The sequence below is a fragment of the Selenomonas sp. AE3005 genome, from assembly GCF_000686945.1.
Taxonomy (GTDB): domain Bacteria; phylum Bacillota; class Negativicutes; order Selenomonadales; family Selenomonadaceae; genus Selenomonas_A.
The window spans coordinates 267,892-293,324 of the sequence record NZ_JMME01000001.1; the positions used below are offsets into that span (position 1 = coordinate 267,892).

General features: G+C 49.1%; 21 protein-coding genes and 1 tRNA gene. 17 read left to right on the top strand and 5 right to left on the bottom strand.

The features are described from left to right. Window positions 1–213 precede the first annotated feature (213 nt). The 14 genes from DL94_RS0101295 to DL94_RS0101360 all read left to right on the top strand — a co-directional run bounded on the left by DL94_RS0101295 (window position 214) and on the right by DL94_RS0101360 (window position 17,943). A complete protein-coding gene (locus tag DL94_RS0101295; protein ID WP_028128582.1) occupies window positions 214–2,082 on the top strand; it encodes a condensation domain-containing protein in 1,869 nt (622 codons plus the stop codon). Between the two features lie 34 nt (window positions 2,083–2,116). Continuing rightward, window positions 2,117–2,554 carry an ATP-binding protein gene (locus DL94_RS0101300; protein WP_028128583.1) on the top strand — a complete coding sequence of 146 codons (438 nt, stop codon included), beginning with the start codon at window positions 2,117–2,119 and terminating at the stop codon, window positions 2,552–2,554. Between the two features lie 52 nt (window positions 2,555–2,606). Further along, complete coding sequence (locus DL94_RS0101305; protein WP_028128584.1) at window positions 2,607–2,906, top strand: STAS domain-containing protein; 300 nt, start codon at window positions 2,607–2,609, stop codon at window positions 2,904–2,906. A gap of 5 nt (window positions 2,907–2,911) precedes the next feature. Then, a complete protein-coding gene (locus DL94_RS16385; RefSeq protein ID WP_028128585.1) occupies window positions 2,912–3,529 on the top strand; it encodes a hypothetical protein in 618 nt (205 codons plus the stop codon). Window positions 3,530–3,605: 76 nt separating this feature from the next. Continuing rightward, window positions 3,606–3,681, top strand: a tRNA-Lys gene (locus DL94_RS0101315). A 198-nt stretch (window positions 3,682–3,879) separates the two neighbouring features. Then, a complete protein-coding gene (locus DL94_RS16265) occupies window positions 3,880–6,135 on the top strand; it encodes an amino acid carrier protein (protein ID WP_072023079.1) in 2,256 nt (751 codons plus the stop codon). Window positions 6,136–6,155: 20 nt separating this feature from the next. Continuing rightward, window positions 6,156–8,954, top strand: coding sequence for a hybrid sensor histidine kinase/response regulator (locus DL94_RS13865; RefSeq protein ID WP_051586238.1), 2,799 nt, complete (start codon window positions 6,156–6,158; stop codon window positions 8,952–8,954). Between the two features lie 60 nt (window positions 8,955–9,014). Next, complete coding sequence (locus DL94_RS0101330) at window positions 9,015–10,379, top strand: GGDEF domain-containing response regulator (protein WP_028128586.1); 1,365 nt, start codon at window positions 9,015–9,017, stop codon at window positions 10,377–10,379. A 180-nt stretch (window positions 10,380–10,559) separates the two neighbouring features. Continuing rightward, window positions 10,560–11,267 carry a hypothetical protein gene (locus DL94_RS13870; RefSeq protein WP_037371044.1) on the top strand — a complete coding sequence of 236 codons (708 nt, stop codon included), beginning with the start codon at window positions 10,560–10,562 and terminating at the stop codon, window positions 11,265–11,267. Further along, entirely contained in the window at window positions 11,264–12,265 is a 1,002-nt protein-coding gene (locus DL94_RS0101340; protein WP_028128587.1) for a nucleoid-associated protein, read from the top strand. Before DL94_RS13870 ends, DL94_RS0101340 begins: the two co-directional genes overlap by 4 nt. Window positions 12,266–12,279: 14 nt before the next feature. Next, window positions 12,280–14,079 carry a GTPase HflX gene (hflX, locus tag DL94_RS0101345; RefSeq protein ID WP_028128588.1) on the top strand — a complete coding sequence of 600 codons (1,800 nt, stop codon included), beginning with the start codon at window positions 12,280–12,282 and terminating at the stop codon, window positions 14,077–14,079. A 5-nt stretch (window positions 14,080–14,084) separates the two neighbouring features. Beyond that, on the top strand, window positions 14,085–15,332 hold the full coding sequence (locus DL94_RS0101350) for a methionine gamma-lyase family protein (protein WP_028128589.1): 1,248 nt from the start codon (window positions 14,085–14,087) through the stop codon (window positions 15,330–15,332). A gap of 33 nt (window positions 15,333–15,365) precedes the next feature. Next, the gene (locus tag DL94_RS0101355) at window positions 15,366–16,520 is read left to right on the top strand and encodes an acyltransferase family protein (RefSeq protein ID WP_028128590.1); all 1,155 of its coding nucleotides are present in this window, start codon (window positions 15,366–15,368) and stop codon (window positions 16,518–16,520) included. 16 nt (window positions 16,521–16,536) lie between these two features. Next, window positions 16,537–17,943, top strand: coding sequence for a protein O-GlcNAcase (locus tag DL94_RS0101360; RefSeq protein ID WP_028128591.1), 1,407 nt, complete (start codon window positions 16,537–16,539; stop codon window positions 17,941–17,943). A 68-nt stretch (window positions 17,944–18,011) separates the two neighbouring features. On the opposite strand, the gene DL94_RS0101365 is transcribed toward DL94_RS0101360, so the two are convergent. The 4 genes from DL94_RS0101365 to DL94_RS0101380 all read right to left on the bottom strand — a co-directional run bounded on the left by DL94_RS0101365 (window position 18,012) and on the right by DL94_RS0101380 (window position 21,593). Beyond that, window positions 18,012–19,160, bottom strand: coding sequence for a GspE/PulE family protein (locus DL94_RS0101365; RefSeq protein WP_028128592.1), 1,149 nt, complete (start codon window positions 19,158–19,160; stop codon window positions 18,012–18,014). A 36-nt stretch (window positions 19,161–19,196) separates the two neighbouring features. Next, entirely contained in the window at window positions 19,197–20,684 is a 1,488-nt protein-coding gene (locus DL94_RS0101370) for an FAD-dependent oxidoreductase (RefSeq protein ID WP_051586240.1), read from the bottom strand. Window positions 20,685–20,802: 118 nt separating this feature from the next. After that, on the bottom strand, window positions 20,803–21,378 hold the full coding sequence (locus tag DL94_RS0101375) for a 4Fe-4S binding protein (RefSeq protein WP_028128594.1): 576 nt from the start codon (window positions 21,376–21,378) through the stop codon (window positions 20,803–20,805). Continuing rightward, complete coding sequence (locus DL94_RS0101380) at window positions 21,375–21,593, bottom strand: 4Fe-4S binding protein (RefSeq protein WP_028128595.1); 219 nt, start codon at window positions 21,591–21,593, stop codon at window positions 21,375–21,377. Before DL94_RS0101380 ends, DL94_RS0101375 begins: the two co-directional genes overlap by 4 nt. A gap of 260 nt (window positions 21,594–21,853) precedes the next feature. Between DL94_RS0101380 and DL94_RS0101385 the strand changes: the two genes are divergently transcribed. After that, on the top strand, window positions 21,854–22,153 hold the full coding sequence (locus DL94_RS0101385) for a LysM peptidoglycan-binding domain-containing protein (protein ID WP_028128596.1): 300 nt from the start codon (window positions 21,854–21,856) through the stop codon (window positions 22,151–22,153). An 84-nt stretch (window positions 22,154–22,237) separates the two neighbouring features. Here the strand turns inward: DL94_RS0101385 and DL94_RS0101390 are convergent, their stop codons facing one another. Beyond that, the gene (locus tag DL94_RS0101390; protein ID WP_028128597.1) at window positions 22,238–23,161 is read right to left on the bottom strand and encodes a YihY/virulence factor BrkB family protein; all 924 of its coding nucleotides are present in this window, start codon (window positions 23,159–23,161) and stop codon (window positions 22,238–22,240) included. Between the two features lie 213 nt (window positions 23,162–23,374). Here DL94_RS0101390 and DL94_RS0101395 point away from each other — a divergent pair, with 213 nt between their 5' ends. Then, window positions 23,375–24,253, top strand: a complete 879-nt coding sequence (locus tag DL94_RS0101395; protein ID WP_028128598.1) for an ROK family protein — start codon at window positions 23,375–23,377, stop codon at window positions 24,251–24,253. An 84-nt stretch (window positions 24,254–24,337) separates the two neighbouring features. Beyond that, window positions 24,338–25,420 (top strand): haloacid dehalogenase-like hydrolase, encoded by a 1,083-nt coding sequence (locus DL94_RS0101400; RefSeq protein WP_037371047.1) that lies wholly within the window; start codon window positions 24,338–24,340, stop codon window positions 25,418–25,420. The last annotated feature ends 13 nt before the right edge of the window (window positions 25,421–25,433 follow it).

The following is a 25,433-nucleotide window of genomic DNA, read 5'->3' on the forward strand; positions in this document are numbered from 1 at the left end:
GTGAGCCTGACTGGTTTTTTTTACAGGAAAATGACCGTGAAATGTAGAATAAGTCTGTATGTGCTATAACTGTGAGCAATATGGGGGCATGATATGCAGCGCAATGCTGCTTGGTACGTCAAAAAATGGGAATACCTGGGTTCGACTATAGGTTTTAATACTACATATTGTTACCCTTTGGAAAAGGAAGGCTTAGCAGGGAGGTAAATATTTATGGAACCGCAGAAGATAAAAGTTGAGGACTTGCCCAGCAATGAATTTGGTGTTCTTAAGCAGTTATATGGTCCGCAAATAGAAGAAACGCATGGCTATTCGCGTAATAAAATAACTTATGTCAGGGAACTTTCGGGGGAGGAAAAAACATATTTTCATTACCGCAATGCGATGAATCCAGTGGGCAGTGTCATGCAGGGCCTCTACAAGGTTAAGGGGAATTTATTGCCGACCTATTTTAACAGGGCCTTATATACATTGATTCAGGAAACGGAGGCTTTGCGGCTTAATTATTGCTCCGTTGGCAAGCGTATACTGGCGGTGGTTCTTGATGAACAGCGCGATATACCCCAAGTGGTGTACCGTAATCTGGAGAGCATGGATGGTGATGAGCTCGATGTAGTTCTGCGCCGTATCATGGAGTCGGAACTGCGTCAGGGCTTTGACCTGCGCAGCGGCAGTCTGGTGCGGTTCAGTGTCCTGCATACCAACCAGTATGAGTTCGCTGTTGTTGTGACAGCTGTGGGGGCAATTATGTCGCAGATAAATCTGCGGAAACTCTTTGCCCTGGCTGTTAATGAATCGTATAAGCCGGCAGCAGACGGCAATGGCATTAAGGGCATGAGTGCTGCCGCTCTGGCTGAACCCATCAAGGAATACTGGCGGAATTTCTTAAAGGATTTTCCGCAGCAGCCGGAACTGCCTTACTATCATAAGAGCACGAGAGATTTATATAAGCAGGAGGCGTATGTGTCTTATATTCCGGCAGATTTACTGGCGGAACTGCGCCTGCGCTCCAAAGATAAGAAAATGATGCTCATGGCCATTTTGCATACGGCCTGGGGGTTGCTTTTGCAGCGTTACAATCAGCGTGATGATGTAGGTTTTGCGCTTTTTGTGCCGCGGCGCGGTAAGGCTGCCGAGGAGGGAATTACGCCCAGCCTTGTGCCTGTACGCCTGCAGGTGAAGGGAAATCCCACCGTTCAGGAACTCGTGACCAAGGCTTTCCAGCAGTTCGTTATTTCTCAGCCGTACGCCTCACTGGGGCGTGAAAACATCGAAGATGTGCTGCGTAGTCAGGCCAACGGCTTTGATCATGTGCTCAATTTCTGTGATTTCTTTCAGGAGCGCCTGTCTTATGTTGATGTGCCAGGGCAGCCAACAGGGCAGCTGGTAATGCAGAATTCTTACGATGGCCGGGATTTGAAACTCAGTATTTCCTTCCGCCGGGAGGAAAATAAGGTGATTATCTCCTTAGTCTATGACAGCGGTGAGTTCAAGATGAACGATGTCAAGCGGCTGCTGAAGGAATATCAGCTGATAATTCAGCAGATGATGATGGACTGGAATGTGGCTGTGTATGATTTCCGCGCCAAGCTCGAAAAACGGCTGGAGGCCGAAAGAATCAGCGGCAGCCTGCAAGTGCAGGATTCCCGGGCCGTACTGCAGAATTATCTGTCGAAACTGGCTTTGTTCCAGGAGTGCGAGCTCGGTATACAGCAGCTATTTATGGGCGGTGCTCGGCAGCAAATCATGTTCGAGGGCGACCGTATAGATGCCGACAGTATCGAAGATAATATGATTTTCCTGGTCAGCGGCAAAATAGTCCGCAGTATCGAAGTTGGTGACGGCTGGTATAATACGCTGGATATTCAAAAGGAAAACAGCTGGCTTAATGAAAGCGTGCTGCTGCCCGGTCACCGTAATAAATACTCTATGGAGGTACTGACGGATCAGGCTGTTATCATTCAAATACCTTTATCCGGGTTTATGGCCATATTGAAACGCTATCCGCAGGTCGGACAAAATATTTTCCGCCATGTCATCAGACAACTGGAAAAATATCAGCGGTTATGGATACAGTCGTGAGGTCCTGCTTTAGCAAATTAGGTGGGGGATGATTATGAGCGAACCAAGAGAATTGCTGATAGAGGCCAAAGTAGAAAATCTGCCAGCTGTGAATGAATTTGTAGCCAGTTTGCTGGAGCCGCTTAACTGTCCGGTGAAAGTGCAGCTGCAGCTGGACCTGGTGGTGGAGGAGATTTTTGTCAACATTGCCAGCTATGCTTATGGTGACAGCGTTGGTAAGGCGCTGCTGCGTGGACGTACTTATGATAATCCGCAGAGTCTGGAATTGTCATTTATTGACGAAGGTATACCTTATAACCCCTTGCAAAGAGAAGCCCCGGATCCTGATACGCCGCTGCTGGACAGGGAATTAGGCGGCTGGGGAATATTCCTCGTTAAGAAGAACGTGGACAACATCAGCTACGAATATAAAGATGGAAAAAATATATTAACCATACGAAAAAACATAATTATGCAGGAAAATGAAAATTAAACGCGAATTTCTACATTATGGTTACATATCACGGTGAAAGGAGATTTTCATTATGGAAATCAAAAAAGAACTCAATGGTACGGCTTTGACGCTTTTTCTGTCGGGACGTCTGGATGCTGTTACGGCTCCGGATTTAGATAAGGTTGTACAGAATGATTTGACGGGCATTACGGATTTGACGCTGGATTTTTCCGAGCTGGTATATGTGGCATCAGCTGGCCTGCGCGTATTATTGCTGGCCCAAAAACGCATGAAGAAACAGGGATCTATGAAACTTACGCATGTAAGTGAAGATGTGAAAGATGTACTGGATATGACAGGATTTATTGATTTCCTGACAATAGAGGAATGATGGCGATGAAAACCAATAAGATAACCGTTAACAGTAATGGTTATGGTATGGAAAAGGCTTTGGATGAAGTCGAAGAATTCAGCAAAGCGATGGGCTTTGATGAACGCAGCGCTCGCAGGGCCAGACTGTTAGCGGAAGAAACCATGAGTATGGTACGGGCCATAGTTGATGATTTTGTGGCCAGCTTTTGGATGGAGAGTACGCCTGAATGTAAATGCGAGCTGCATTTAGTGGCCGATTCCCCGATGAACTACGAAAAAAAACAGGAGCTTATTGACGTCTCTACGACCAAAAGCAACGACGCGTCTGTGGGGATTATGGGGAAAATTAAGGATTTCATTGAGGACAGCCTCTATAACATGAAAGATGGTGCCAGTGTGGCCATGGGCGACAGTCATTTTATGACTATGGGCGGCGTGGCTATGGCTACAGATACATATACCTGGTCACTGGAAAAGTACCGCCGCGACTTAAAGAAGGCCGATTCGCAGACAGAGTCCGAAGAAGATGAGTATGGGGATTTGGACGAACTGGAGAAATCCATTGTGGCCAACATCGCTGATGATGTGCGCGTTTCTGTGTCGGGCAACCGGATTGAGATGATTATCCGTAAAAATTTTTGATGGTTTTTTATAAAAGTTCTTGACGGTCTGTCGGGAGAGTGATATTATATTACTTGTCCTTGAGAGCAAGGCCAATGACTCACTAGCTCAACTGGCAGAGCAACTGACTCTTAATCAGTAGGTTCACGGTTCGATTCCGTGGTGGGTCACCATATTGAAATTTATAAGAGTTGTGATGAAATGCGCAGGCATTTTTCACAGCTCTTTTTGTTTTTCTGCAAAATATGCTTGTGGTTTCTGAATGCCTGGGTTGGTTAACACGGCAGGAGAAGGACTTTTACCAACATTGTCGAACTATAAAATAGATATGACGTTCAAGTATGGACGTGGGAGAGAGGACTGGGAATCTGATGGAAACAATTATGCAAATAAACGGAGTGTTAAATCACTTTGTTTGGGGGCCGCCTGGCCTGCTTTTGCTGGTGGGGACAGGTATCTATCTGACTATTCTGCTCGGCTTGCCCCAGCTCCGTTATTTCTTCCGGGCTCTGGCCGAAGTATTCAGCTTTAGAAAAAAAGGCGAAGATGATAAAACCATTTCCGCATTTGCGGCGATGACTACAGCGCTGGCAGCAACGGTGGGAACCGGCAACATTGCCGGGGTAGCAACAGCCTTGCACCTGGGGGGGCCTGGGGCTTTGGTCTGGATGCTCGTTTCGGCCTTTTTGGGCATGTGCACCAAGTTTGCTGAAGTAACGCTGTCTGTTCATTTCCGCAAAAAGGATGCGCAGGGCGATTGGCGCGGCGGTCCCATTTATGTTTTGGAATATGGCCTGGGTGAGTGGGGCGGCGTATGGAAACATATCGGAAAGTTTCTGGCTGTTCTGTTCGCACTGTTTGCGCTGCTGGCGTCCTTGGGGATGGGGACGGCTGTTCAGGCAAATTCTGTTGCTGAAGTGCTGTTCAAGGGCTGGAACGTGGACCCTCTGTACAGCGGAGTGATAATGGCTGGCGTGGTAGGTCTGGTTATCATCGGCGGACTCAGCAGTCTTTCCCGGGTGGCTGTGCTGGTTGTGCCCTTCATGGTCGTTTTTTATATTGTGGGGGCCGGTGTTTTACTGCTGAGTTACGGGGCGCATATTCCGGCTGCTATTGTAACCGCCTTGCAGATGGCTTTCAACTTGGACACTTCTGCCGTGGCCGGAGGGGCAGCAGGCTGGTGTGTAATGGAAGCTATGCAGCGCGGCATTGCCCGCGGCGTATTTTCCAATGAGGCCGGTATGGGCTCTGCCCCTATGGCCTATGCCACAGCGGAGTGTGTTCATCCTGTGCAGATAGGTTTGTATGGTATCTTTGAAGTGTTTTTGGATACCTTTGTTATCTGTACGATTACGGGACTGTCAATTCTGGTGACAGGTACGATGACATACTTCCCGGAACTGACGGGGGCGCAGCTGGTACTGCAGGCGTTTGAACTGGCGATGGGCCCGGCCGGTAAATACATTCTTTCCCTCGGTATGCTGCTCTTTGCTTTCACGACAATACTCGGCTGGTATTGGTACGCGGAAACAGCAGGGACATATTTGTTCGGTGTACGGTTCAAAGCGGTCATGAAACCGCTGTTGATTTTGATGATTATTGTCGGAGCCTCCGGCTGGCATTTAGTTGACGCCTCCGGCTATGAATTTTTGAATAACATATGGAATATTTCGGATACGCTCAACGGTCTGATGGCTTTTCCCAACCTGATTGGCCTGCTTTTGCTTTCGCTGACGCTGCGGCGGCTGGTGAAGGATTATGAGGCGCAAAAGGAACAGAATACGTCTATTTCGTCTGAAAAACGATGGTCCGAGAATATGCGGCAGGTGCTACTGGTGTCTGTTTGTGCAGCTTTGCTGCCGCTGGCCATAATTTTCGCTGGCAATAGTTCGCGTGATGATTTCCGTACAAATGACGTTTCCCTGCAAAAGGTAGTGGATAGCGGCCAGTTAGTTCTGGGGGTTGATGACAATTTCCCACCAATGAGTTTTACGGGCGATGATGGGGAAATGGCCGGGTTTGACATTGACCTGATGCGTGAGATTTGTTCCCGGCTGGGCGTTGAGTGTGTGGTGCGTCCCATTGCCTGGAAACACAAGGACGATGAACTTAATAGCCGGAATATTGACTGTGTGGGCAGTATGTCTGTAATCCCGCAGGCCCAGAAGGATATGAGTCTGTCGGAAGCCTATGTAAAAGATAATCTGATTTTTGTTGTGCGTGACGATAGCAATGTTATGTCACTGCGTGACCTAAAAGGTAAAGTGCTGGGCACACAGGCAGGCTCAACAACATTTGATGCTGTTCATGCCTCAGAACTTTGCCAGGATATAAAGGTGGTTTCCCTGCCGGACAATATAACGGTGCTGCAACAGCTGAAAGAAGGTACGTTGGATGCTGGCCTGGTTGATTCGCTGGCGGCATTTTATTTCATTCGTTCGAGCCATGAGCGCTATTTTATTCTTCACGACAGCCTTAGTGAAGAGGCTTTGGCTATGGGATTCCGCAAAGAGGACAAAGAACTGCGTAACCGGGTACAAAAAATCCTTAGCGAAATGAAGGCTGACGCTACGTTGGGAAAAATATCGCAAAAGTGGTTTAAAAGCGATATTATGATTGTCAAGTAAACTCTGTCAGGAGGAAGAACATGGAGGCAAAAAAACATATAAATGCGAGTTCTGTCCTGAAGAGAATAGATATGACCACGGTTATTATAATGTTTTTCCTGGCTGTCTTTATGGCTTATTACACCATGCTGCAGTCGGAGATGAAACAGAAAATTATCGTTAATCAGGAACTGGTCGCTACCAGGGCCGCAGGTCAGATAAACGATTATCTCTCCACAGGTGTCAGCATTATACGGGGAACCTCGTACACTCTTGATGACATGATTCGCAAGCGGAAATCTCATGCGGCTATGCTCGATTTTTTGCAGAATCAGTCAGCGGCAGCCAAACACCTTACAGCAGAAAATTCGCCGGGATTATATGCTGTGGTGGAGGGGGATTTCCTTGATGGTACTGGCTGGATTCCGCATGATGGTTATATACCGCAGGAGCGCCCCTGGTATGGATGTGCGATGGCGAATATCGGACAGGTAGCTGTCGTGGACCCCTATCTTGACGCGCAAACCCATACTATGAAGATTGCGTTAGCCAAGTCGCTCTGTGATGTGAAAAGTGTGGTGGCCATGGACTTTTCCCTGGAACACCTGCAGAATATGACGGAGGAACTGGCGGCCCATGGCGATTCCGATATTGAAATCATTTTGGACCGCAAGTATCAGGTCTTAGCCCATTCGGACAAGGCGGAAGTTGGTAAATGCTATCTTGACGAAGAAGAGACGTTTGGCAGGGCACTTATCGATAAGCTGCGTTCTTCTAATGAGAAGTATATTTCTTTCCGGTACGGTGATGCGGAGTATATCGCGTACACGCTGCCGGTAGCAAATTCCTGGCAATGCGTGTCGGTGTTTGACGCGACAGCGACCTTTGCCCAGCTGCGAAGAACCCTTGTTCTGACTATCTTTGTGCTATTGCTGGTTGTATCCATACTGATGATCATCATGACCCGTTACGAAAAAAAGACGCGTCTGGCACAGGAACTAAATCAGAAAGCAGAAAGTGCAGCTTTAGCCAGTAAGGCCAAGTCGGCATTTTTGTCGAATATGTCCCATGAGATACGCACCCCTATCAATGCGGTGCTGGGCATGAACGAAATGATTCTGCGTGAGAGCCGCGAGCCTAATGTAATCGAGTATTCCGAGAACATTCGTACAGCCGGCAATACGCTGTTGGGGATTATCAATGATATCCTTGACTTCTCCAAAATCGAGGCAGGGAAGTTGGAAATCATTCCCGTGGATTATGACCTTTCTTCCATGCTGAATGACCTGGTTAATATGATTCATACCCGCGCTGACGCCAAGGGGCTGACGCTTTTGTTGGATTTTGACCAGGAAACACCGCGCCTGCTCTTTGGTGATGAGGTGCGCGTCAAGCAGGTCATTACGAATATCCTAACCAATGCGGTGAAATATACAGAAAAAGGCAGTGTAACGCTGAAAGTAGGGTTTGAACGGATTCCGGCGGCGCCGGAGGAGGTTCTGCTCACTGTGTCGGTTAAGGATACCGGTATTGGCATAAAATCGGAAGATATGAAAAAATTATTCTCCAAGTTTGAGCGCATAGAGGAAAAGCGCAACCGCAACGTGGAAGGAACCGGCCTCGGCATGACCATAACGCTTAATCTGCTGGAAAAAATGGGTTCCGCCCTGCAGGTGAAAAGTACTTATGGTGCTGGCTCGACGTTTTCCTTTAAACTGCGGCAGCGTGTGGTCAAGTGGGTGCCGCTTGGCGACTATAAAGAGTCTTACCAGGCTTTGCTGAAAGGACATAAGAAATATCGCGAGAAATTTACGGCCCCGGAGGCCCTGGTGCTTATGGTTGATGACAATCCGATGAATCTGACGGTGTTCAAGAGCCTGATTAAGCAGACCAGGGTACAGGTGGACACGGCAAATGATGGCGATGAAGGCCTTTTGCTGGCGCAGGAGAAAAAATACGATATCATTTTCCTCGACCACATGATGCCTAACAAGGACGGTATTGAAACGCTGCAGGAACTGAAAGGTCAGACAGGCGGCCCTAATCTGACAACACCTGTAATCTGCCTGACGGCGAATGCCGTTTCCGGGGCCCGCGAACAGTACATTGAGGCTGGTTTCAATGACTATCTGACCAAACCTATTGATACAACTAAGCTCGAAGATATGCTGCTGACATATTTGCCGGCGGAAAAGCTGCGTGAGGCCGGGGAAGAGGACATGGCGGCGCAGGAAAATATGGATATTCCGGCAAGCCTGGCACCCCTCAAAGGGGCAGATTGGCTGGACCTCAGTATTGGCATACAAAACAGCGGTTCTGCCGAGGCATATCTGCCGCTGCTGCGGATTTTCTATGATTCCATTGATGAAATGGAACAGGCCATCGAGGGCTTTTATGCTGATAGAAATCTGAAAGACTATACCATTAAGGTGCATGCGCTGAAAAGTTCGGCCAGAATTATTGGGGCCAAGGATTTCGGTGAAGAGGCACAGCTGCTGGAAAATGCCGGCAAGGCGGGAAATATGGATTATATCCGCGCCCATCATGAGAAATTTATCGAAACCTATAGAGGTTTTAAGGCCCCCTTGGCGGCGGTCTTTGCGGCAGCACAGCTGATGGATGATACGGATAAACCCGAGGCAGATATGGAACTGATGGCCAGTGTCTACGAAGAAATGCAGGCGGCAGCGGAAGATATGGATTGCGACCGCCTGGAAGATATTTTAACCGAGATGGACGAGTACCGTATCCCTGCTGCAGATGCCGAACTCTATAAAAAGATTAGACAAGCTGTAGAACATTACGACTACGAAACCATTTTGTCATTGCTGAAAAAATGATGGAATAAAAATAAAAGAAAAATAAACGTGAAGATAGATGGTAGAAGGTAGGAGATAAATATGGGAGTATGGATTGTAGTTGTAGATGATGACGCCCTGACGCTGACGCATGTTAAGCGTATCCTGCGCGAGCATGATATGCGTGTCAGCTGCCTGCGTTCCGGACGTGACTTGTTGAAATTTATGACCAAAAATTCGCCGGATTTGGTATTGCTCGATGTACAGATGCCGGAAAAGGACGGGTTTGAAACCTTTCAGGAACTGCGGAAACTGGAAGAGCAGGCCGGCCGGGCGTCTACACCTATCATATTCTTAAGCGGCATGGAAACAAGTGAGGTGGAGAGCCGCAGTTTTGAACAGGGGGCAGCGGATTTTATTCGCAAGCCTATCCATAAGGATATCCTCATAAGACGCATAATGAATACCGTCAATCATAACAAGGAAATCGAGAGCCTGAAAGAAGAGGCGGCGCTCGACAAGCTGACCGGTTTTTTGAATAAAGCGGCAGGTACAGCCAGAATTGCCAAACTCTGTGCCGGGCAGTCAGGTATGTTGGTGGTTTTCGACCTTGATAATTTCAAGATGGTCAATGATATTTATGGTCACAGCATGGGCGATAAGTTTTTGCAGGCTTTGGCTGATGTTGTCCGGCGTAATATCAGGGTGCAGGACGTGGTGGCGCGAATTGGCGGAGACGAGTTCATGGGCTTTTTCGCCAATATGGTAAATGAAACGGCGTTGTCCAGCCTGCATCGCAGACTGAATGAGGGGCTGCTTAAAGAGGCGGTAAAACTAGCCGGGGAGAGCTTTGACATTCCCCTGAGCATTTCAATGGGGGCCGTATTGGTACCGGACCATGGACGGGACTATGAGATGCTCTTTCCCCTGGCTGACAGTGCCCTGTATAAGGTAAAACAAAATGGCAAGAACGGCAGCAGGTTGTATGGACAGGATGGCGTAACCGAGTTAACCGGTGAGACTGATATCAAAAATGAGTTTATCCATATTACGCAGCTGGTGGAGGGCTGGCAGCGAAGTGGCGGGGCGATTTCTATCGACCTGGAGAAATTCTCCCTTATCTATCGGTTCCTGCGGCAGTTCTACAAGCGCTATGGCGGCATGGTCGTCAAACTGATGTTTATCCTGTCGGAAGAAAATAATGGGGAGAAACGCCCATACAGTCTGTTGGATGCTGCCGACAGATTCGAGCTCTGCCTGCAGGACACCCTGCGGAAAAGCGATATGATACTGCGGCACAAGCCTAATCAGTTTTTTGTACTTTTGCAGAATCTTTCGGAGAATGATTTCCCCGTCGTGTTCAATCGTATCATGGATGTCTGGGAGGCCGGGGACAATCATGCCGGTATTCATATCGAATATCTCATGGAGTATGTAATCTATGAGAAAGAAAACTACGATAAATAAAGATTTAACCCCAACAGGGGGCTGGCAGGGGAAAAAGAAAATTTGACTGAATTAGGGAAAATGAGTTATTATAGGTAAGCAAAGGAGCATATTTTACCTACTTATTTAACTTTAAGCAGATTTTGATTTGTATGAGCTCTTAGGCATAGCCTAGGGGCTTTTTCTATATGGGAGCAGGCCATGAAAGAGGAAACCATTGCAAAGATAAAAGAAGAAACGGCCTCCTGGCAGTATATGCAGGAACTGCCGGATACCTGGCAGGGCTTTACCCTTGACCGGGAACCGGCTGTCGGCAAGGATAAGTATGACTTGTACCGTTATGTCAATGAAGAATGGCATAAAAGCGCCATTGTTTACTTTCATGAAGAAACCCATGAGTACAAGGTCAGATTAAAAATTGGCCTCATAGAATTCTGCCGTATAGAATTCATTACCGGCAGCCTGGCTGAGTTTGAGGAGCTTTTAAAAGCGCAGTTTGAGCAAATGCTCCATGATATGGCTGAGTTTAATCCTGCGACTTTAAGCAGTATTGTCGTGGATAAGAAAATTCTGACCTGGGAGGCAGGGCAGGAACTGCCGGCGGAAAAGGAAGGTTTCTCCCTGTTTATCCGTCCGCAGGAACCGGTCAAAATCAATAATGGCTCGTATATTGTTATCGATTATGTAAATTTTGCGTTAGAAAGCAGCTTTACGGTTTATTATAATATTTACCGGGACGAGTTCTTTGCTGAGGCTCGTATATGGAATATTCCCGATGTAAGTTACGAATTTGACGCCAGCGACTTGGAGGAGCTGGAGGAAAAATTGCGGAGCCGTATGACAGCACGCTTGCAGCAGGTGCGCGGCTGGGCAGAGGAGCAGGCACGAAAGGAGCAGGAAAAAGCATGATAATCATAGATAAGGCAATACTTCATATACTGGACTTTAATTCGGGCATGACGGTGTATTCTGACGAAACTTTGACGGTACAGGACAGTATCGAAACGTTTTTGCTGAAACATATAGAAAAGGCCTGGGGAAGTCAAGATGCCAAACCAGGCTCTTTCTATGATGACAGTCATTGCCAGGAGCTGCTTAGTGAATACCTGGCGGGGGAAATGTCCTTTGTGCCGTTTTCCAAGGAACTGGCCAAGAAACTCGAAGAGGCTTTTGTTCATGCTGAGGAAATGGCCTCGGCCGATGTTATTGTGGCTGATGTACGTATTGATGATGTGCGTCAGATTGTCATTTTTAAATCCAACAGCCATATCGGCTATACCCATCAGGTGAATCAGACGGATAAGGGCATAAAGAATGAAATCATCAATCACTATTCCATCATGCCTAACCTCAGTCAGAAAATGGAAGAATATGCGTTCATCAATGCGGAAACGAAAGAAATTTCGGTGACGGCGAAAAAATATACCATTGATGGCAGCAGTGTCTATGTATTTCCGGAAATCCTGCTGGAATGCAGCCTGGCTCCTTCCCCGAAGGAGGCCATAAAGAACCTCAGCAAGACGGCGGCAAAGGTGGCCGAGGCCTATGGTCAGGACAAGGTGGCTACCGAGGCGGCAGTGAAAAGCTATGTGACGGAAAATATGCAGAGCAGTGACGAGCTCGACCTCGTGGAGGCCGGCAAGGAGATATTCAAGGAGAATCCTTCCATGCAGGCGGACTTTGACAATGCCATCAAAGAGGCCGGTTTTACCGAACCGGTAAAAATGGACCAGGAGGCAACCATCAAGAAGATGTGCAAGCATAAGTTAAAGACGGATACGGGGATAGAACTGACAATTCCCTCGGATTACTTTGACAATACGGAGTATCTCGAGTTCCACAACAACGATGATGGTACCCTGTCCATTATGCTTAAACACATCGGCAATATCGTAAATCGTGGCTGACCGGGAGAAAAAACATGCAAGTAAATGGCGATTTGGCCAATATAAAAACTTATATACTGGAAAAACTGCAAGCCCTGTATGATTTGCGTGTGCCTATCGGCCAGCTGTCTACCAGGGAACTGAATGAAAGTATGCTGTCCATTACGGCGGATACGGACAGGGAAGTGGCTGTTTACCTGAATCGTCAGGGCAAGGTCGTGCAGGTGTCCCTCGGGGATACGGCAACGGTTGACCTGCCGGAGTTCAAACAAAAGACGCGTTCGGAGCTGCGCCTGTCGGGAATACGCTGTATCCATACCCATCCCAGCGGCGATGTGCGCCTGAGTGACCCGGATTTATCTTCCCTGCGGCGCCTGCGCTTTGACTGCATGGCGGCCCTGGGACGCCGGGAGGGCAAGATTGTGGGCTGTCTGGCCTTTTTTACGGGAGAGGCCGGCGAAGATGGCACGCAGATACTTACGCAGTATGGCCCGGCAGAAGATAAGGTGCTGCACCAGATTAACCTCAACATGCTGATTACGGTGGTCAATAAGAAACTGGCCGCCCAAAGTACGAAAACCACAGCGGACGAGGAAGAACGGGCCATTCTGGCTGGTGTGGAACGGTCTGGCGGCATTTTTCCCATGGAGGAATCCATGGCCGAGCTGGCCAGACTTACGGAAACTGCCGGTGCGAAAATAGTAGGCTGTTTTACCCAGCGCAAGGAAAAACCGGACGCGGCTTTATTCCTGGGCAAGGGCAAGGTGAATGAACTGGCCATGGAGGTGCAGAACCTCGAGGCTACACTGCTGATTGTCGATGATGAACTGACGCCCTCACAGCAGCATAATCTTGAAAGAATGCTCGGCATTAAGGTCATTGACCGCACAGCCTTGATACTGGATATCTTTGCTCAACGGGCCAGGTCCCGGGAGGGCAAGCTGCAGGTGGAACTGGCGCAGCTGCGTTACAATCTGCCGCGTCTCAGCGGTCAGGGACTGGCCCTGTCACGTCTGGGCGGCGGTATAGGTACCAGAGGCCCTGGGGAAACAAAGCTCGAAGTTGACCGGCGGCGGATATACAGTAAGATTCATGATATCGAGGAACAGATTAAGGGTGTGGCCAAAAGCCGCAGCCTGCACCGCAGCCGGCGCAAGGAATCGCGGATTCCGCTGGTGGCACTGGTAGGTTATACCAATGCCGGCAAGTCCACCCTGCTCAATAAACTCACTGGTTCGGAGGTCTTTGCCGAGGACAAGCTGTTTGCTACTTTGGACCCGACAACCAGGCATTTGGTGCTGCCCGAGAAACAGGAAATACTGCTGACAGATACGGTAGGTTTTATTCAAAAACTGCCGCATACGCTGGTCACAGCTTTCCGGGCAACGCTCGAGGAAGTGCAGGAGGCTGACTTATTATTGCATGTGGTCGACGCCAGCGGTGACCATATCGAAGAACAGATTGAGGCCGTGGTGGCGGTACTGCAGGAACTTAATGCCGCCGATAAACCGGTGTTGTTTGTCTTTAACAAGGCTGACAAGCTGACCAATCCGCATGTACGCGAGCAGCTCCTGCATGGCCGGGACGGTGTCTTTATCTCCGCGGTGACGGGGGAGAACCTTGACGGCCTGCTGCGCAGGGTGGAGGGCTTTTTCCAGGAGAGCCAGGTGCGCATGACGTTACTCGTGCCTTATAGTGAGGGCAGTGTAGTTACCAGATTGCATGGCCTTAATGCTGTGTTGGAAACGGCCTATGAAGAGGCAGGGACAAAAATGACTGTGCGCCTGCCGCTGTCGGAGAAAGATAATTTTAGTAAGTATGAAATAAAGGAGTAAGTAAATTGGCTTTTTCGCAAAAACTTGTTGATTTAAAACAGGAGGTACTAAAGGACTCCCAGGAACTTTTTGCCCGGGTGGACGCTATTGCTGAGGAAAACACCTTAAAGGTTTTGGATGCTATGCGTGAGTGCAAGGTGTCTGACGCCCATTTCAATACGACTACGGGTTATGCTTATGATGATATCGGCCGGACGAAACTGGAGGAGCTTTACGCGAAAATTTTCGGTGCAGAACGCGCGCTGGTCCGCACGCAGTTCGTTTCGGGCACGCATGCGCTGGCTACGGTGCTGTTTGGTATTCTGCGCCCCGGTGATGAACTCGTATCCCTGACGGGCAAGCCCTATGATACTATGCAGACGGTAATTGGCTATGAAAATCCCAGCCCGGGCTCGTTAAAGGAATTTGGTGTCCTCTATAATGAACTGCCGATGATTGACGGCAAAGTGGACATGGACGGAATTAAGAACGTGATTACGCCAAAAACCAAGATGGTTGAGATTCAGCGTTCCCGTGGTTACAGTATGCGTAATCCCTTGTCCATCGATGATATCCGGGCTATTTGCGACGAAGTTCACCGCCTTAAGCCGGACTGTATCTGCTTTGTGGATAACTGCTACGGGGAGTTTGTAGACACCTTGGAACCTACGCAGGCAGGGGCCGATATTATGGCCGGTTCCCTGATTAAAAATCCCGGCGGCGGTATTGCTCCTACGGGCGGCTATGTCGTCGGCCGTAATGACCTGGTAGAGCTTACGTCCTACCGTCTGACGGCACCGGGCATGGGTGATGAGCTGGGGGCCAGTCTTTCCAATAACCGCCTGCTGTTCCAGGGCTTATTCCTGGCACCGCATGTTGTGGCACAGTCCATCAAAGGCGCAATTTTTGCAGCCGGCATGTTTGCCCGTCTGGGCTATAAGACTTTGCCACTGCCCACAGATGTACGCGGTGACATCATTCAGGCCATCGAACTGGGTACTGGGGAAAATCTGGTGGCCTTCTGCGGCGGCATTCAAAAGTATTCCCCGGTTGATTCCTTTGCTGCACCGGAACCGTGGGATATGCCCGGCTATACCGACCAGATTATCATGGCGGCCGGAACCTTTGTGCAGGGGGCATCGATTGAGTTCAGTGCCGATGGCCCCATGCGCGCTCCGTACAATGTTTACCTGCAGGGCGGCCTGACCTTTGAGCACGCTGTAATTGGCATTATGGGAGCTGCCCAGGCTATTGAGGATTTAAAACAGAAATAAGTTTCGACGATAAGTGATAAAGAAGGTTTTAGCATGTTACTTAGACAACATCGGCGGCTGCCGTCCCTGGATGTGTTCCGGGGACTGGTCATCGCCTGCATGCTGTTGGTAAACGGCCTGCCCGATTTTGCCGGGGCGTATCCGGTGCTGCTCCATTCGCCCTGGGAAGGCATAACGCTGGCGGATTTTGTCATGCCGGGCTTTATCTTCGCTATGGGGACAGCCGGGGCTTTACATTTGGCCAAGTATGGGCGGAATAGGGAAAATGATATTTTCGGGCGGATTACACGGCGCTCGTTGATATTGATACTGCTGGGGCTGTTCCTCAGTCAGATGCCGCTTATCCTGCAGCACTTCTTTACTCCCGGGGGAGCCTCAGCGGGACTGCTGGCACAGATTATTGACCATGGCCGGGTGTTGGGCGTTCTCCAAAGACTGGGGCTGGTGTATTTTTGTGGCATGATTCTGGCCTGGGGGCTGGAACGAAACTCCCTGTTAAATACCATGGCCTTTTTACTGCTGCTGCTTTCTTCTGTGTGTTTTCATCTGTATGATACGAGCAGCCCGTTTAGTCCCACGGATAATATCAGCATGGTTATCGACGGGATTTTCCCGGGGGCGGCCCATTGTTATATGGGCGGTAATTTTGACCCCGAGGGACTGTATGGCACGATTGCCGCTACAGCGTCAATGCTGTTTGGCATAATGGCCGGGCGTCATTTGACCGTAGATAATGCGCCGGTCTTTGAACGGGTGGGCAAAATGATACTGCATGGCAGCGTCCTGCTATTGGCAGGCGGCCTTTGGAGCTATATGGATATAATCTGCAAAAATCTGTGGACGGCACCGTTTGCCCTGCTGACCAGCGGCTTTTGTATGTGGCTGCTGGCTTTGCTGGAAATCAGCTTTTCCTTTATGCCGGATTTTATGGGCTGGTTATGCGCTCCCTGGCGCTGGTTGGGCAAGAATGCCTTGCTGTTCTATATTCTGCCGGAAGTGGTGCTGATGACGCTGTGGCAGGTGCATACAGCGTCAGAAATGCCCTTGTATCCCTGGCTATGGTCTGTTACACTGAAGGGCATAGGCAATATTCCTTTGAGTATTCTGCTCTTTACGTTGTTATGGATTTGCTTGTGGCTGCCCCTGGCGAAATACTTGCACAAGCATGATATATTGTTTAAGGTTTGAGAAGGCAGGTGTTAATATGGTTAAAAGTTTTTTGCATGGTAAAATGAAATGGCTGTTGTGTCTGGCGGTAGTCACCTGTGGCTTTTGTTTCGGCAGTATAAACGCCTCAGGGGCTGAGCCCATTCCCTTGCGCGGCATTGTCGAAGGTTTCTATGGCACGCCCTGGACGCAGGAAAAACGTCTGGATATGCTGAAATTCTGTTCTGACCATAATCTTAATGCCTATATCTATGCACCAAAAGATGACCCGTATCATCGGGCCAAGTGGCGTGAACCATATCCGCAGGATAAACTGGCTGATTTGCAGGAACTTGTCAAAACTGCCAAAGCCAACAATGTGCGCTTTATCTTTGCCATTTCCCCGGGGCTTGATATAGAGCTTTCCGGTTATCGGGGCGTACTGGACAGAGTGGCCATGGAAAAGAAACTCATGGCCATGTACGATTTGGGCGTCCGGGACTTTGCCATTTTCTTTGACGATATAAAGAATAAGGACGGCCGCGGCCAGGCGGAATTCTTAAATTGGGTGAATGAACATTTCATCGCCAAGCATGCGGACGTTGCGCCGCTCATTACCGTACCGACGGAATATTTTCGTCAGGATATGGAAGAAAATGGCAGTATCAAGGAATATACGCGGGATTTTTCCCAGACACTCGATAAAAATATCCTGGTGCTCTATACCGGGGAAAAAGTTGTGCCTGACGGGCTGAGTGACACAGATTATCAGGCGGCCCTCAGCCTGTATGGCCGCAAGCTTGGTGTCTGGTGGAACTATCCGGTCAGCGATTATTTGGAGGCCAAGCTGGCTTTGGGATCGGTGGAAAAATTACCGCAGGATTCCGTCATTCCGGCGATATTCTTCAATCCGATGAAACATGCGGAATTGTCGAAAATCAGTTTGTCTACGGCTGCTGATTACGCACAGAATCCCGGCAATTATGACGCCGTTAAATCCTGGCACAAAGCTATCAAGGACTTATATGGGAACTTGGCGCCGGCTATGGAAAATTTTGCTGACCATAGCCAGCACATGGTGGTATCCTGGGCTGTTATCGGCCCGGAAGATGGTGCTGCCCTGCGCGTGCTGCTGAATGAGTACTGGCAGGCTGACAGTCCGGCGGACAAGCAGAGCAAACAGGAAAAAGTTGTTCAGGAATTGACTAAGCTGGACAATAGTCTGGCCACATTAGAACGGCAGCTTTTGCCGCAGCAGCTGGCTGAATGCCAGCCACAGCTGGCCCAGTTGCGGCGTATCATCAAGGCAGACCTGACGGGTCTGGCAGTCCTGGCAGGCGATAAAGCTAAGGCTGAATCGTTTAAACAGGAACTGGCGGAGGTAAGAGCGCATGATAAAACCGCGCTCATATCAGAAACCTGTGCCAGAGCGTTTTTAAATGAACTGGCAGGGCATATAAAATAATAATGCTATAAAAACAGAGGCCATGACTTTGTCATGGCCTCTGTTTTATTATGGTAAAGATTGATTTGTCAACTGCCGTATAATACGCGCCGGACTTCTTCTTTTGTTGTCAGACTAGCCTCAGCTTTATTATCGCCATCAGTTTGCATGGTTTCCATGCCATTGTCGCAAGCCAGCCTGGTCAGCACTTCCTGACTTTGACCTGTCAAAATTGCCTCCCGGATTGACTGGTCAACTACCATCAATTCATGAATGGCAAGCCGGCCGCAGAATTTGCCGTTTTCACCAGCTGCCGTTCTACGGACAAGTCTTTGGGCCAGGACGCCGGTCAGCGTTGCCGCCAGCAAATATGGAGGTACGCCCATTTCTAGCAGGCGGAAAACCGTGGCGGTGGCATTTTCTGTGTGCAGGGTGGTGAGGAGTAAATGACCGGTCAAAGCCATTCGTACTGCCATCATTGCTGTTTCCTCATCGCGAATTTCCCCCAACAGAATTCCCTGTGCGTCCTGCCGTAAAATTGCCCGCAGGCCGCTGGCATAAGTAAGGCCTGCCTTAGGGTTTAATTGTACCTGATTTATGCCAGTTATATGACGTTCGATAGGATCCTCTAACGTAATCCAATTCCGTTCCACTTCGTTCAGCTCACGCAGGGCCGCATATAAGGTGGTGGTCTTTCCCGAGTTCATCGGCCCGGTGACAATTATAAGCCCGGACGGGCGCCGAATAAGCTGGCGAAATTTGTTTTCAGTATCCGGACTAAAGCCCAATTGGCTAAGGGATAAAAGTTCCTCCTGCAAGTTCATCAGTCTGAGTACCAGCATTTCCCCGCCGGACACGGGCATGGCAGCTGTTCTGATATCGAGTTTTTTATCACCGGCAGAAAAAACAAAGGAGCCATCCTGAGGACGGTTGCGAACCGCAATATCCATACCGGCCATAACCTTGATTCTGGAGCTTAGGCGCTGTGCCAGCTCCAAGGGCAGGCGGTAAGGCAGTTCTTGCAGCAAGCCATCGCAACGGCAGCGGAACCGTACTTCCTGTGCTAATGGTTCGATGTGCAGGTCACTGGCACCCAGTTTTACAGCCTGTTTCAGTAAAAAATTAGCCAGGCGTACAATAGCACTGTTACTTTGCTCTGGCATATTTATTCCCGGTTCCAGCTGCTCACGCTGACATTGCGTTACGAGGATATGCCAAAATTTCTCATCATCAGTCACGCTTATACCAGCTTTCTCATTAAGAAATCTGTATTATTATTTTCTGCTGCTTACATAACTTCTTTCTTTGGCAGGTATGGCTTTCCAATCTACATTATTGGCAGCAATGCCATGTTTCAGTCCCCAGGCGGCGGCAATGCCGGCAGCCTCGCCAATGCTCATGCAGGTGGGCTGAATGCGCATGGAGGCCTGCAGGATAAAGCTGGCGCTGATGGCCCGGCCAGCGACAATCAGGTTGCCGATTTCGTTGGTTACCAAGGAGCGGTAGGGGATTTCGTAATAAGCACCCTTGGGCAGCTTTTCCGATACCTTTTCGCCATGGGCGTCAATGAACCAGGCAGTACGGCAGACCGCGTCAGCATAGCGGCTCTGGTTATGGTAATCGTCCTCGACAAGATAATGTTTGCCGCGGATACGCCAGGATTCACGAGCCCCCAGCATAGCGGCCTCCCGGCTGATGAATGCATGCTCGAACCCGGGCAGGTGTTTCACAAGGTAGGCAGCGATATGACGCATCATCTTGCGGCCTACAGTAACGGCTTTGCTGTAGGAAAGCGGGTCAGAGGCGCTGTATTCTACAGGAATTTCCGGGCAGTTCATGCTCATGACGCCGTTTTTGCCGATGATGGAATGGGCCTGCAGGTATTCGGCCTCTTTCTGTGTAAGCTCACCAGATTCCACGCCGCGTGCCATCAATTCTTCCAGCTTGTAACGCTGTTTGCGGTGCATGGCCTCGGCAATTTCAAAATGAGGAGGTTTGGACTTGCACCAGTCTTCTTTTAGTTCGACGGCCACATGCTGGTAGAGGCGATTTAAATCAATGCCGCCCATTTCAAAGCGGAAGGACATGGGCTGGTTGTTGCCGGTCTTTTCATAGCCTTTTTCAAATGGGACGCCGGCAGCGCGGGCAAGGTAGGCATCGCCTGTCGTATCGATAAATGTTTTGGCCCGAATGGCAGCCAGGCCGGCGATAGTCTGCACGATAACGGCGGTGATATTGCCTTTGTCCACGATACTGTCAACCAGTACGCACTGATATAAGATATTGACGCCGGCCTCCTCGCACATTTCATCATAGATAAGTGACAAAGTTTCCGGATTATGCCAAACCTGTCGGGTGACGCCGTCATAGTGTTCAATACCATGACGGTGCAGCCTGTCTTTTACTTCTGCGACATAAGGCGTATCGCTGTCAGGGGCCAGTGTGTCCATAAAAGGATAAACACAGCCGAGGACAGCCAGGCCGCCCAAGGCAATGCCGCGTTCTACGAGAACGGTTTTGGCACCTTTGCGGGCGGCATTTATGGCAGCTGCGGCACCTGACGGCCCACCGCCGCAAACGCATACATCAGTATCAAAGAGTAGGGGAATTTCGCGGCCTGCATAGGCCATGGTTCCTGCCTGCGGCGTGCTGGGCGTGGCGGCCATACCTGGCGTGGTACCGGCGGCCAGACCGGCAGCAGCCAAAGAGGCCATCTTTACAAATTCCCGACGTGAAATAGGGAGCGAAAATGATTTTTGCATGGATAAGCTCCTTCCTGTTTGTTGCATTGCAGTTAATAACTATACAGGAATATTTCTGTCATGGCGTGCTGTTTTCCTTTAATTATCGTGATTAAAAGAATAAAGGTGAGATATTTTTTCATTCCGGCAGGTTGGGGCTTTTAGCCTGGCAAATCAGCTGCGTCAGCGTACCCATAGGGCAGTAAACGCACCATGACCGCGGACGGAATAAAAGCATGGTAACAAGAGCGATGACTTCGGAGGTCAGCATAAGACTATACAGGCCAAAAGCAAATTGTGCTGTCCAGGGGGATACGTCTCCGCTATAGGCCCACTCCCAGGGAAAGTGGAACGTCCATAAAAGCGAAACCACCTGCTGCAGGGATTCGATGCCGCTATAAACGAGCCAGGTTGTATAGAGCACACTGCCGAACATGCCGAAGAAAAATACCATAAAGCCAAAACGGAACGCCTTGCCCTTCATCCAGGCAGGCATATCTTTACGCCGGGAAAAGCCCAACTGCCCTAGAGCCCGTAGTGTCTGCCCGCGGTCGCAGTAGCGGTTGCAAAAGCGCTTATTGCCGAAAAATATCGCCATAATGAGGGGCAGGGCAAAGCTGATAAGCCCGAGCCAGGAAAAGAGAATATTAAAAAATCCCAGGCCGAAGTAAAGCAGCGACCAAATCCACAGATAGTGATACCAATGCTTGTTCATGCGCGCACCTCCAGTTTTATGATGGAGGCTGGACACTCACGGACGCATTTGCCGCAGCCTACACAGAGAGTTTCCTTAACTTTGGCAAACTGCCCTTGATAGACGGCAATGGCACCTAACGGACATACATCCTCACAAGCCCCGCAGGCTGCACATAATTCCCTGTCCGGAACCGCATAGCGCGGTGATAGTTTTTTCGTTATTCGTTCACCCATAAACATTTCCTTTCTGACCATAGTACACAGGCATTATAGGGGAAGGAGAGTATTTTGTCTGTGTTTCGGTCACGATAAAAATTTTTTTATACAATACACACTTTGAGCTTTCAGGGATATAAAGATTAGATAGATAAACAAGAACACCTAAATAAGTGTGGGAATCTGAAAAAATTTAATTTTTTTTGTAATACTTTTTCAGGTGATACGTATATATGTTTAAAGGGCATAAGCCTAAGTGGATACAGGAGGACAGGACGATGAGAAAAGTAGTTATGGCAATGATGATGGCGGCCTTTATTATCTGTGCCAGCAATATTACCGAGGCAGCTGAACTTGACCATCGTGCCTGGACGGTAGTACATGTATCCTACCAGGTACAGCAGGGGGATACCCTGGAAAGTATTGCCAAGAAGTACATGCAGAAAAATACCTACGGTGCCCGGGAAGTAAATGAATTCCGTGAGGGGATTCGGGAGCTTAATGAATGGCTTTTGACCAGGGATATCAAACCAGGGGACATTCTCAGGATAAATTACTGGGAAAAAATAGATAAGTAAGGCAATGGGATGGGACTGATTGCTATAGCAGAGGCCCTCATAAGTCAGGAAATATAATCTGACTTATGGGGGCCTCCATATTGTTCAGGAATTATTTTGGGCCTGCATGGCGGCAATTTTGTTCCGGAGTTCCATTTCGTTAAGTGCCATTAAGAATTCGATACCGTAAATGATAAAACTGACAATGAATTTAAACCAGACAAACAGGGCAAAGAGACCAAAGAGGGAACCGTAGGCAATGCCCATACTGGGGATAAGCGTCATACACCAGCCGTAAATACCTGTGGCGGCCAGCCACAAGAAAGTGACCAGCAGCGCAGTGATAAAGGCCTGTCTGAACGGTGGCGTATAAGAATGGGGCGCAAAGATATAGAAAAAAGTGAGCCAGACAACGAGTACCACAAAGGGCAGGAAAACGCGCAGGAAATTCCACAGTCCGAGGAAAAAGGCCGGCAGCTGGCCGTCCTCATTCAGATAGTAGACCAGGGAATTGCCAAAGACAGGCAGCCCCAGAGAGAGAAATATAACCACCATTAAACCAAAGGTAAAGATAATACCCTTGGCGTATACCAGGATATTATGGCGGTTATCCCGGGCCATGGCAGCTGTATTGGCATAATCAAGGCTATCGGTGGCGCGTGTCAGTATCACCAGACCTTGCACAAAACTGTACAGGGAGAAAAGACCTGTCACCCACATCCACAGGCTGCTGCGGCTGGCCATAATGCGCGTGATATCACTCATAAGCGGCCCGGCCATACGTTCGGGCAGATAATGGGACGCCATACCGTAAATAGCGTCGACCTGTGAGGCCATGACGAACAGCATCAGGTTTACTGTAAATACCAAAAAAGGCAGGAAACCCAACAGAAAATAATAGGTAGTACCAGAGGCCATGTCAAACCAGCTGGAAATGCTATGGTAGGCAGTGAACCTTTGGTAGAAAAAATATATGGTTTCCCAAAGGGGCGTCAGCCGTTTTAAGATGCTGGCTACTAATTTATCCATAAATGCTCACCTTATCTATGATTTTACCCGATATATTCTACACGCTGCGTTTATTTCCTGCGTGCGCCGTATAAATGACAAAAAACACCGTCGCAGGGGGATATTTTGCAGGGTTTAAGACAGCAGCGTAGAAGTTTATATTGTTGCAGCATAAATATTGCTGCCCAAATTAAGCACGGCCATCAGAAATATTGCCGGGAACAGGAGAACATTATGAAACAATATGCTTGTATAGATATAGGCGGTACAGCCATTAAGTACGCAATGCTGACAGAAGAGGGGCAGATTATCACCCAGGGACAGCGGCCGACGAATATCGACACTGACGGCAGCGGTGATATTCCACGCAAAATAGCTGCGATTGTGCAGAGCCTGCAAGCAGAGTGTGGCCAGGCGGCAGGTGTGGCCGTTTGTTCCCCGGGACTCATTGACGCAGAAAAAGGTGAGGTTATATTTGCCGGGCCCAATTTTCCCGGTTATAGCGGCATGAAACTGCGTGCAGAAATAGAAAAGTTGACGCATTTGCCATGTACGGTGGAAAATGATGTAAACGCTGCCGGCCTGGGGGAAAGCTGGCTCGGAGCCGGCAAGGGTACGAAAAGTGCCTTTTGTATCTTTGTGGGAACAGGCATAGGCGGCGCTTTGGTACTGGACGGTCATGTTGTTCATGGCGCGGCTGCGGCCGCAGGTGAGATAGGTTTCCTGCCAAGTGACGGCGGCCATCTGGAACGGGTGGCGAGTGTGCCTGTATTACTTAAACAGACAGGCGCGGCAACGGGAGAGGAAGTTTTTCAGCGGGCGGCCGCAGGCGATGAAAAAGCGCTGGCGGCACTGGATGATATGACGAAAAAGATTGCCCAAGGCCTGGCCGCCATTTGTTGTGTAGTAAATCCGGAGGTATTGATAATGGGCGGTGCGATAATGGCCCAGCAGGATTATTTTGCCCCGCGCCTTAATAAGTATTTACAGGAGCTGTTGCCGGCGGCCTTGCTGGCCAATACGCATATTGCCTTTGCCCGGCTCGGGACAGCCGCAGGCTTTACAGGTGCGCTGCGGTATTTCCTGCAGACAAAGAGAGAAATTTTAGCTTGAAACAGGAATATGCTGCAGTTTTGTGGAAATTATTTGCCATGTGCTTATATCGCAGGCAGATGACGAAAAGGGAGGATTTCGGTAATGAAAAATAAAAAACTTTGTACGGCTGTTCTGTTAGCAACTTTGAGCCTGGGCTTTATGGCAGATGTACCAAGCTCTGAGGCCATGTCGCGGGCAGAAATCTCGCAGATTTCCGTGAATAAACAGGGCAGCAACTTCAAGTATTGGAACAAGGAGGCTGCCTCTTATCAGGCGCTTGTTTCCTATGTTAAAGATGTTACCAACACGAAGAGCAAGAATTTCATTCCCGTGGAAGACCGTATTGCTGTTTATGACATGGACGGGACTTTTATATGTGAGACAGCCCCTTATTATTTTGATGGCATGCTGTTCATTGAACGGGCTGTCAATGACAAGAACTATAAGGCGTCGCCGGCGGACCGGGAGTTTGCCAAAGGGCTGGAACGGTTTATTCGCAGCAAGGATGCTGGTGACAAACTGGGCAGCAGTGCGCCGCATCAGGCCGCTGTGTTTGAGGGCATGAGCTATCCTGAGTACACGTCCTATGTCCGGAAATTTATGGAAACGCCGGTGGAGGGCCTGACTAACCTAAAGTGGGGCGAGGCCTTTTACCTGCCGATGGTAGAAACTATTCAGTACCTGCAAAATAATGGCTTTCAGGTGTATGTAGTTTCGGGAACTGAGCGGCAGCTGGTGCGCGTTCTCGTTTGTGATGCCCTGCATATTCCCGAAAATCGAATCATCGGCACCGATATCGAAGTCAAAGCCAACCATCAGGGCGATAAGAATGGACTGGATTATGCCTATAAAAAAGGAGATTCTCTGGTGCGGGGCAAATTTGTCATCAAGAATCTCCAAATGAACAAAGTGCAATCCATCGTCAGGGAAATAGGTAAGCAGCCGGTGCTGGCCTTTGGTAATTCCAGTGGTGATACCAGTATGCTTAACTATACGGTGAACGATAATAAGTACAAGAGTGCGGCCTTCTTCCTGCTGTGTGATGACCTGCAGCGAGAACTGGGGGATAGCAAAAAAGCGGAAAAATGCAAGAAACTGGCCACGGAAAATGGCTGGGTTTCCGTTTCCATGCGGGACGATTTTAAGACCATTTACGGTGAGAATGTAAAGCGCAGCGCCAAGTGATGTGATGACTTCA

Bases quoted from the DNA above. Each gene is read 5' to 3' on its own strand.
- DL94_RS0101340 (WP_028128587.1), top strand. From the start codon at position 11,264: ATGATAATCATAGATAAGGCAATACTTCATATACTGGACTTTAATTCG.
- DL94_RS0101355 (WP_028128590.1), top strand. From the start codon at position 15,366: ATGTTACTTAGACAACATCGGCGGCTGCCGTCCCTGGATGTGTTCCGG.
- DL94_RS0101380 (WP_028128595.1), bottom strand. From the start codon at position 21,593: ATGGGTGAACGAATAACGAAAAAACTATCACCGCGCTATGCGGTTCCG.
- DL94_RS16265 (WP_072023079.1), top strand. From the start codon at position 3,880: ATGGAAACAATTATGCAAATAAACGGAGTGTTAAATCACTTTGTTTGG.
- DL94_RS13870 (WP_037371044.1), top strand. From the start codon at position 10,560: ATGAAAGAGGAAACCATTGCAAAGATAAAAGAAGAAACGGCCTCCTGG.
- hflX (WP_028128588.1), top strand. From the start codon at position 12,280: ATGCAAGTAAATGGCGATTTGGCCAATATAAAAACTTATATACTGGAA.
- DL94_RS0101360 (WP_028128591.1), top strand. From the start codon at position 16,537: ATGGTTAAAAGTTTTTTGCATGGTAAAATGAAATGGCTGTTGTGTCTG.
- DL94_RS0101375 (WP_028128594.1), bottom strand. From the start codon at position 21,378: ATGAACAAGCATTGGTATCACTATCTGTGGATTTGGTCGCTGCTTTAC.
- DL94_RS0101390 (WP_028128597.1), bottom strand. From the start codon at position 23,161: ATGGATAAATTAGTAGCCAGCATCTTAAAACGGCTGACGCCCCTTTGG.
- DL94_RS0101385 (WP_028128596.1), top strand. From the start codon at position 21,854: ATGAGAAAAGTAGTTATGGCAATGATGATGGCGGCCTTTATTATCTGT.
- DL94_RS0101400 (WP_037371047.1), top strand. From the start codon at position 24,338: ATGAAAAATAAAAAACTTTGTACGGCTGTTCTGTTAGCAACTTTGAGC.
- DL94_RS0101305 (WP_028128584.1), top strand. From the start codon at position 2,607: ATGGAAATCAAAAAAGAACTCAATGGTACGGCTTTGACGCTTTTTCTG.
- DL94_RS0101295 (WP_028128582.1), top strand. From the start codon at position 214: ATGGAACCGCAGAAGATAAAAGTTGAGGACTTGCCCAGCAATGAATTT.
- DL94_RS13865 (WP_051586238.1), top strand. From the start codon at position 6,156: ATGGAGGCAAAAAAACATATAAATGCGAGTTCTGTCCTGAAGAGAATA.
- DL94_RS0101330 (WP_028128586.1), top strand. From the start codon at position 9,015: ATGGGAGTATGGATTGTAGTTGTAGATGATGACGCCCTGACGCTGACG.
- DL94_RS0101370 (WP_051586240.1), bottom strand. From the start codon at position 20,684: ATGCAAAAATCATTTTCGCTCCCTATTTCACGTCGGGAATTTGTAAAG.
- DL94_RS0101395 (WP_028128598.1), top strand. From the start codon at position 23,375: ATGAAACAATATGCTTGTATAGATATAGGCGGTACAGCCATTAAGTAC.
- DL94_RS16385 (WP_028128585.1), top strand. From the start codon at position 2,912: ATGAAAACCAATAAGATAACCGTTAACAGTAATGGTTATGGTATGGAA.
- DL94_RS0101300 (WP_028128583.1), top strand. From the start codon at position 2,117: ATGAGCGAACCAAGAGAATTGCTGATAGAGGCCAAAGTAGAAAATCTG.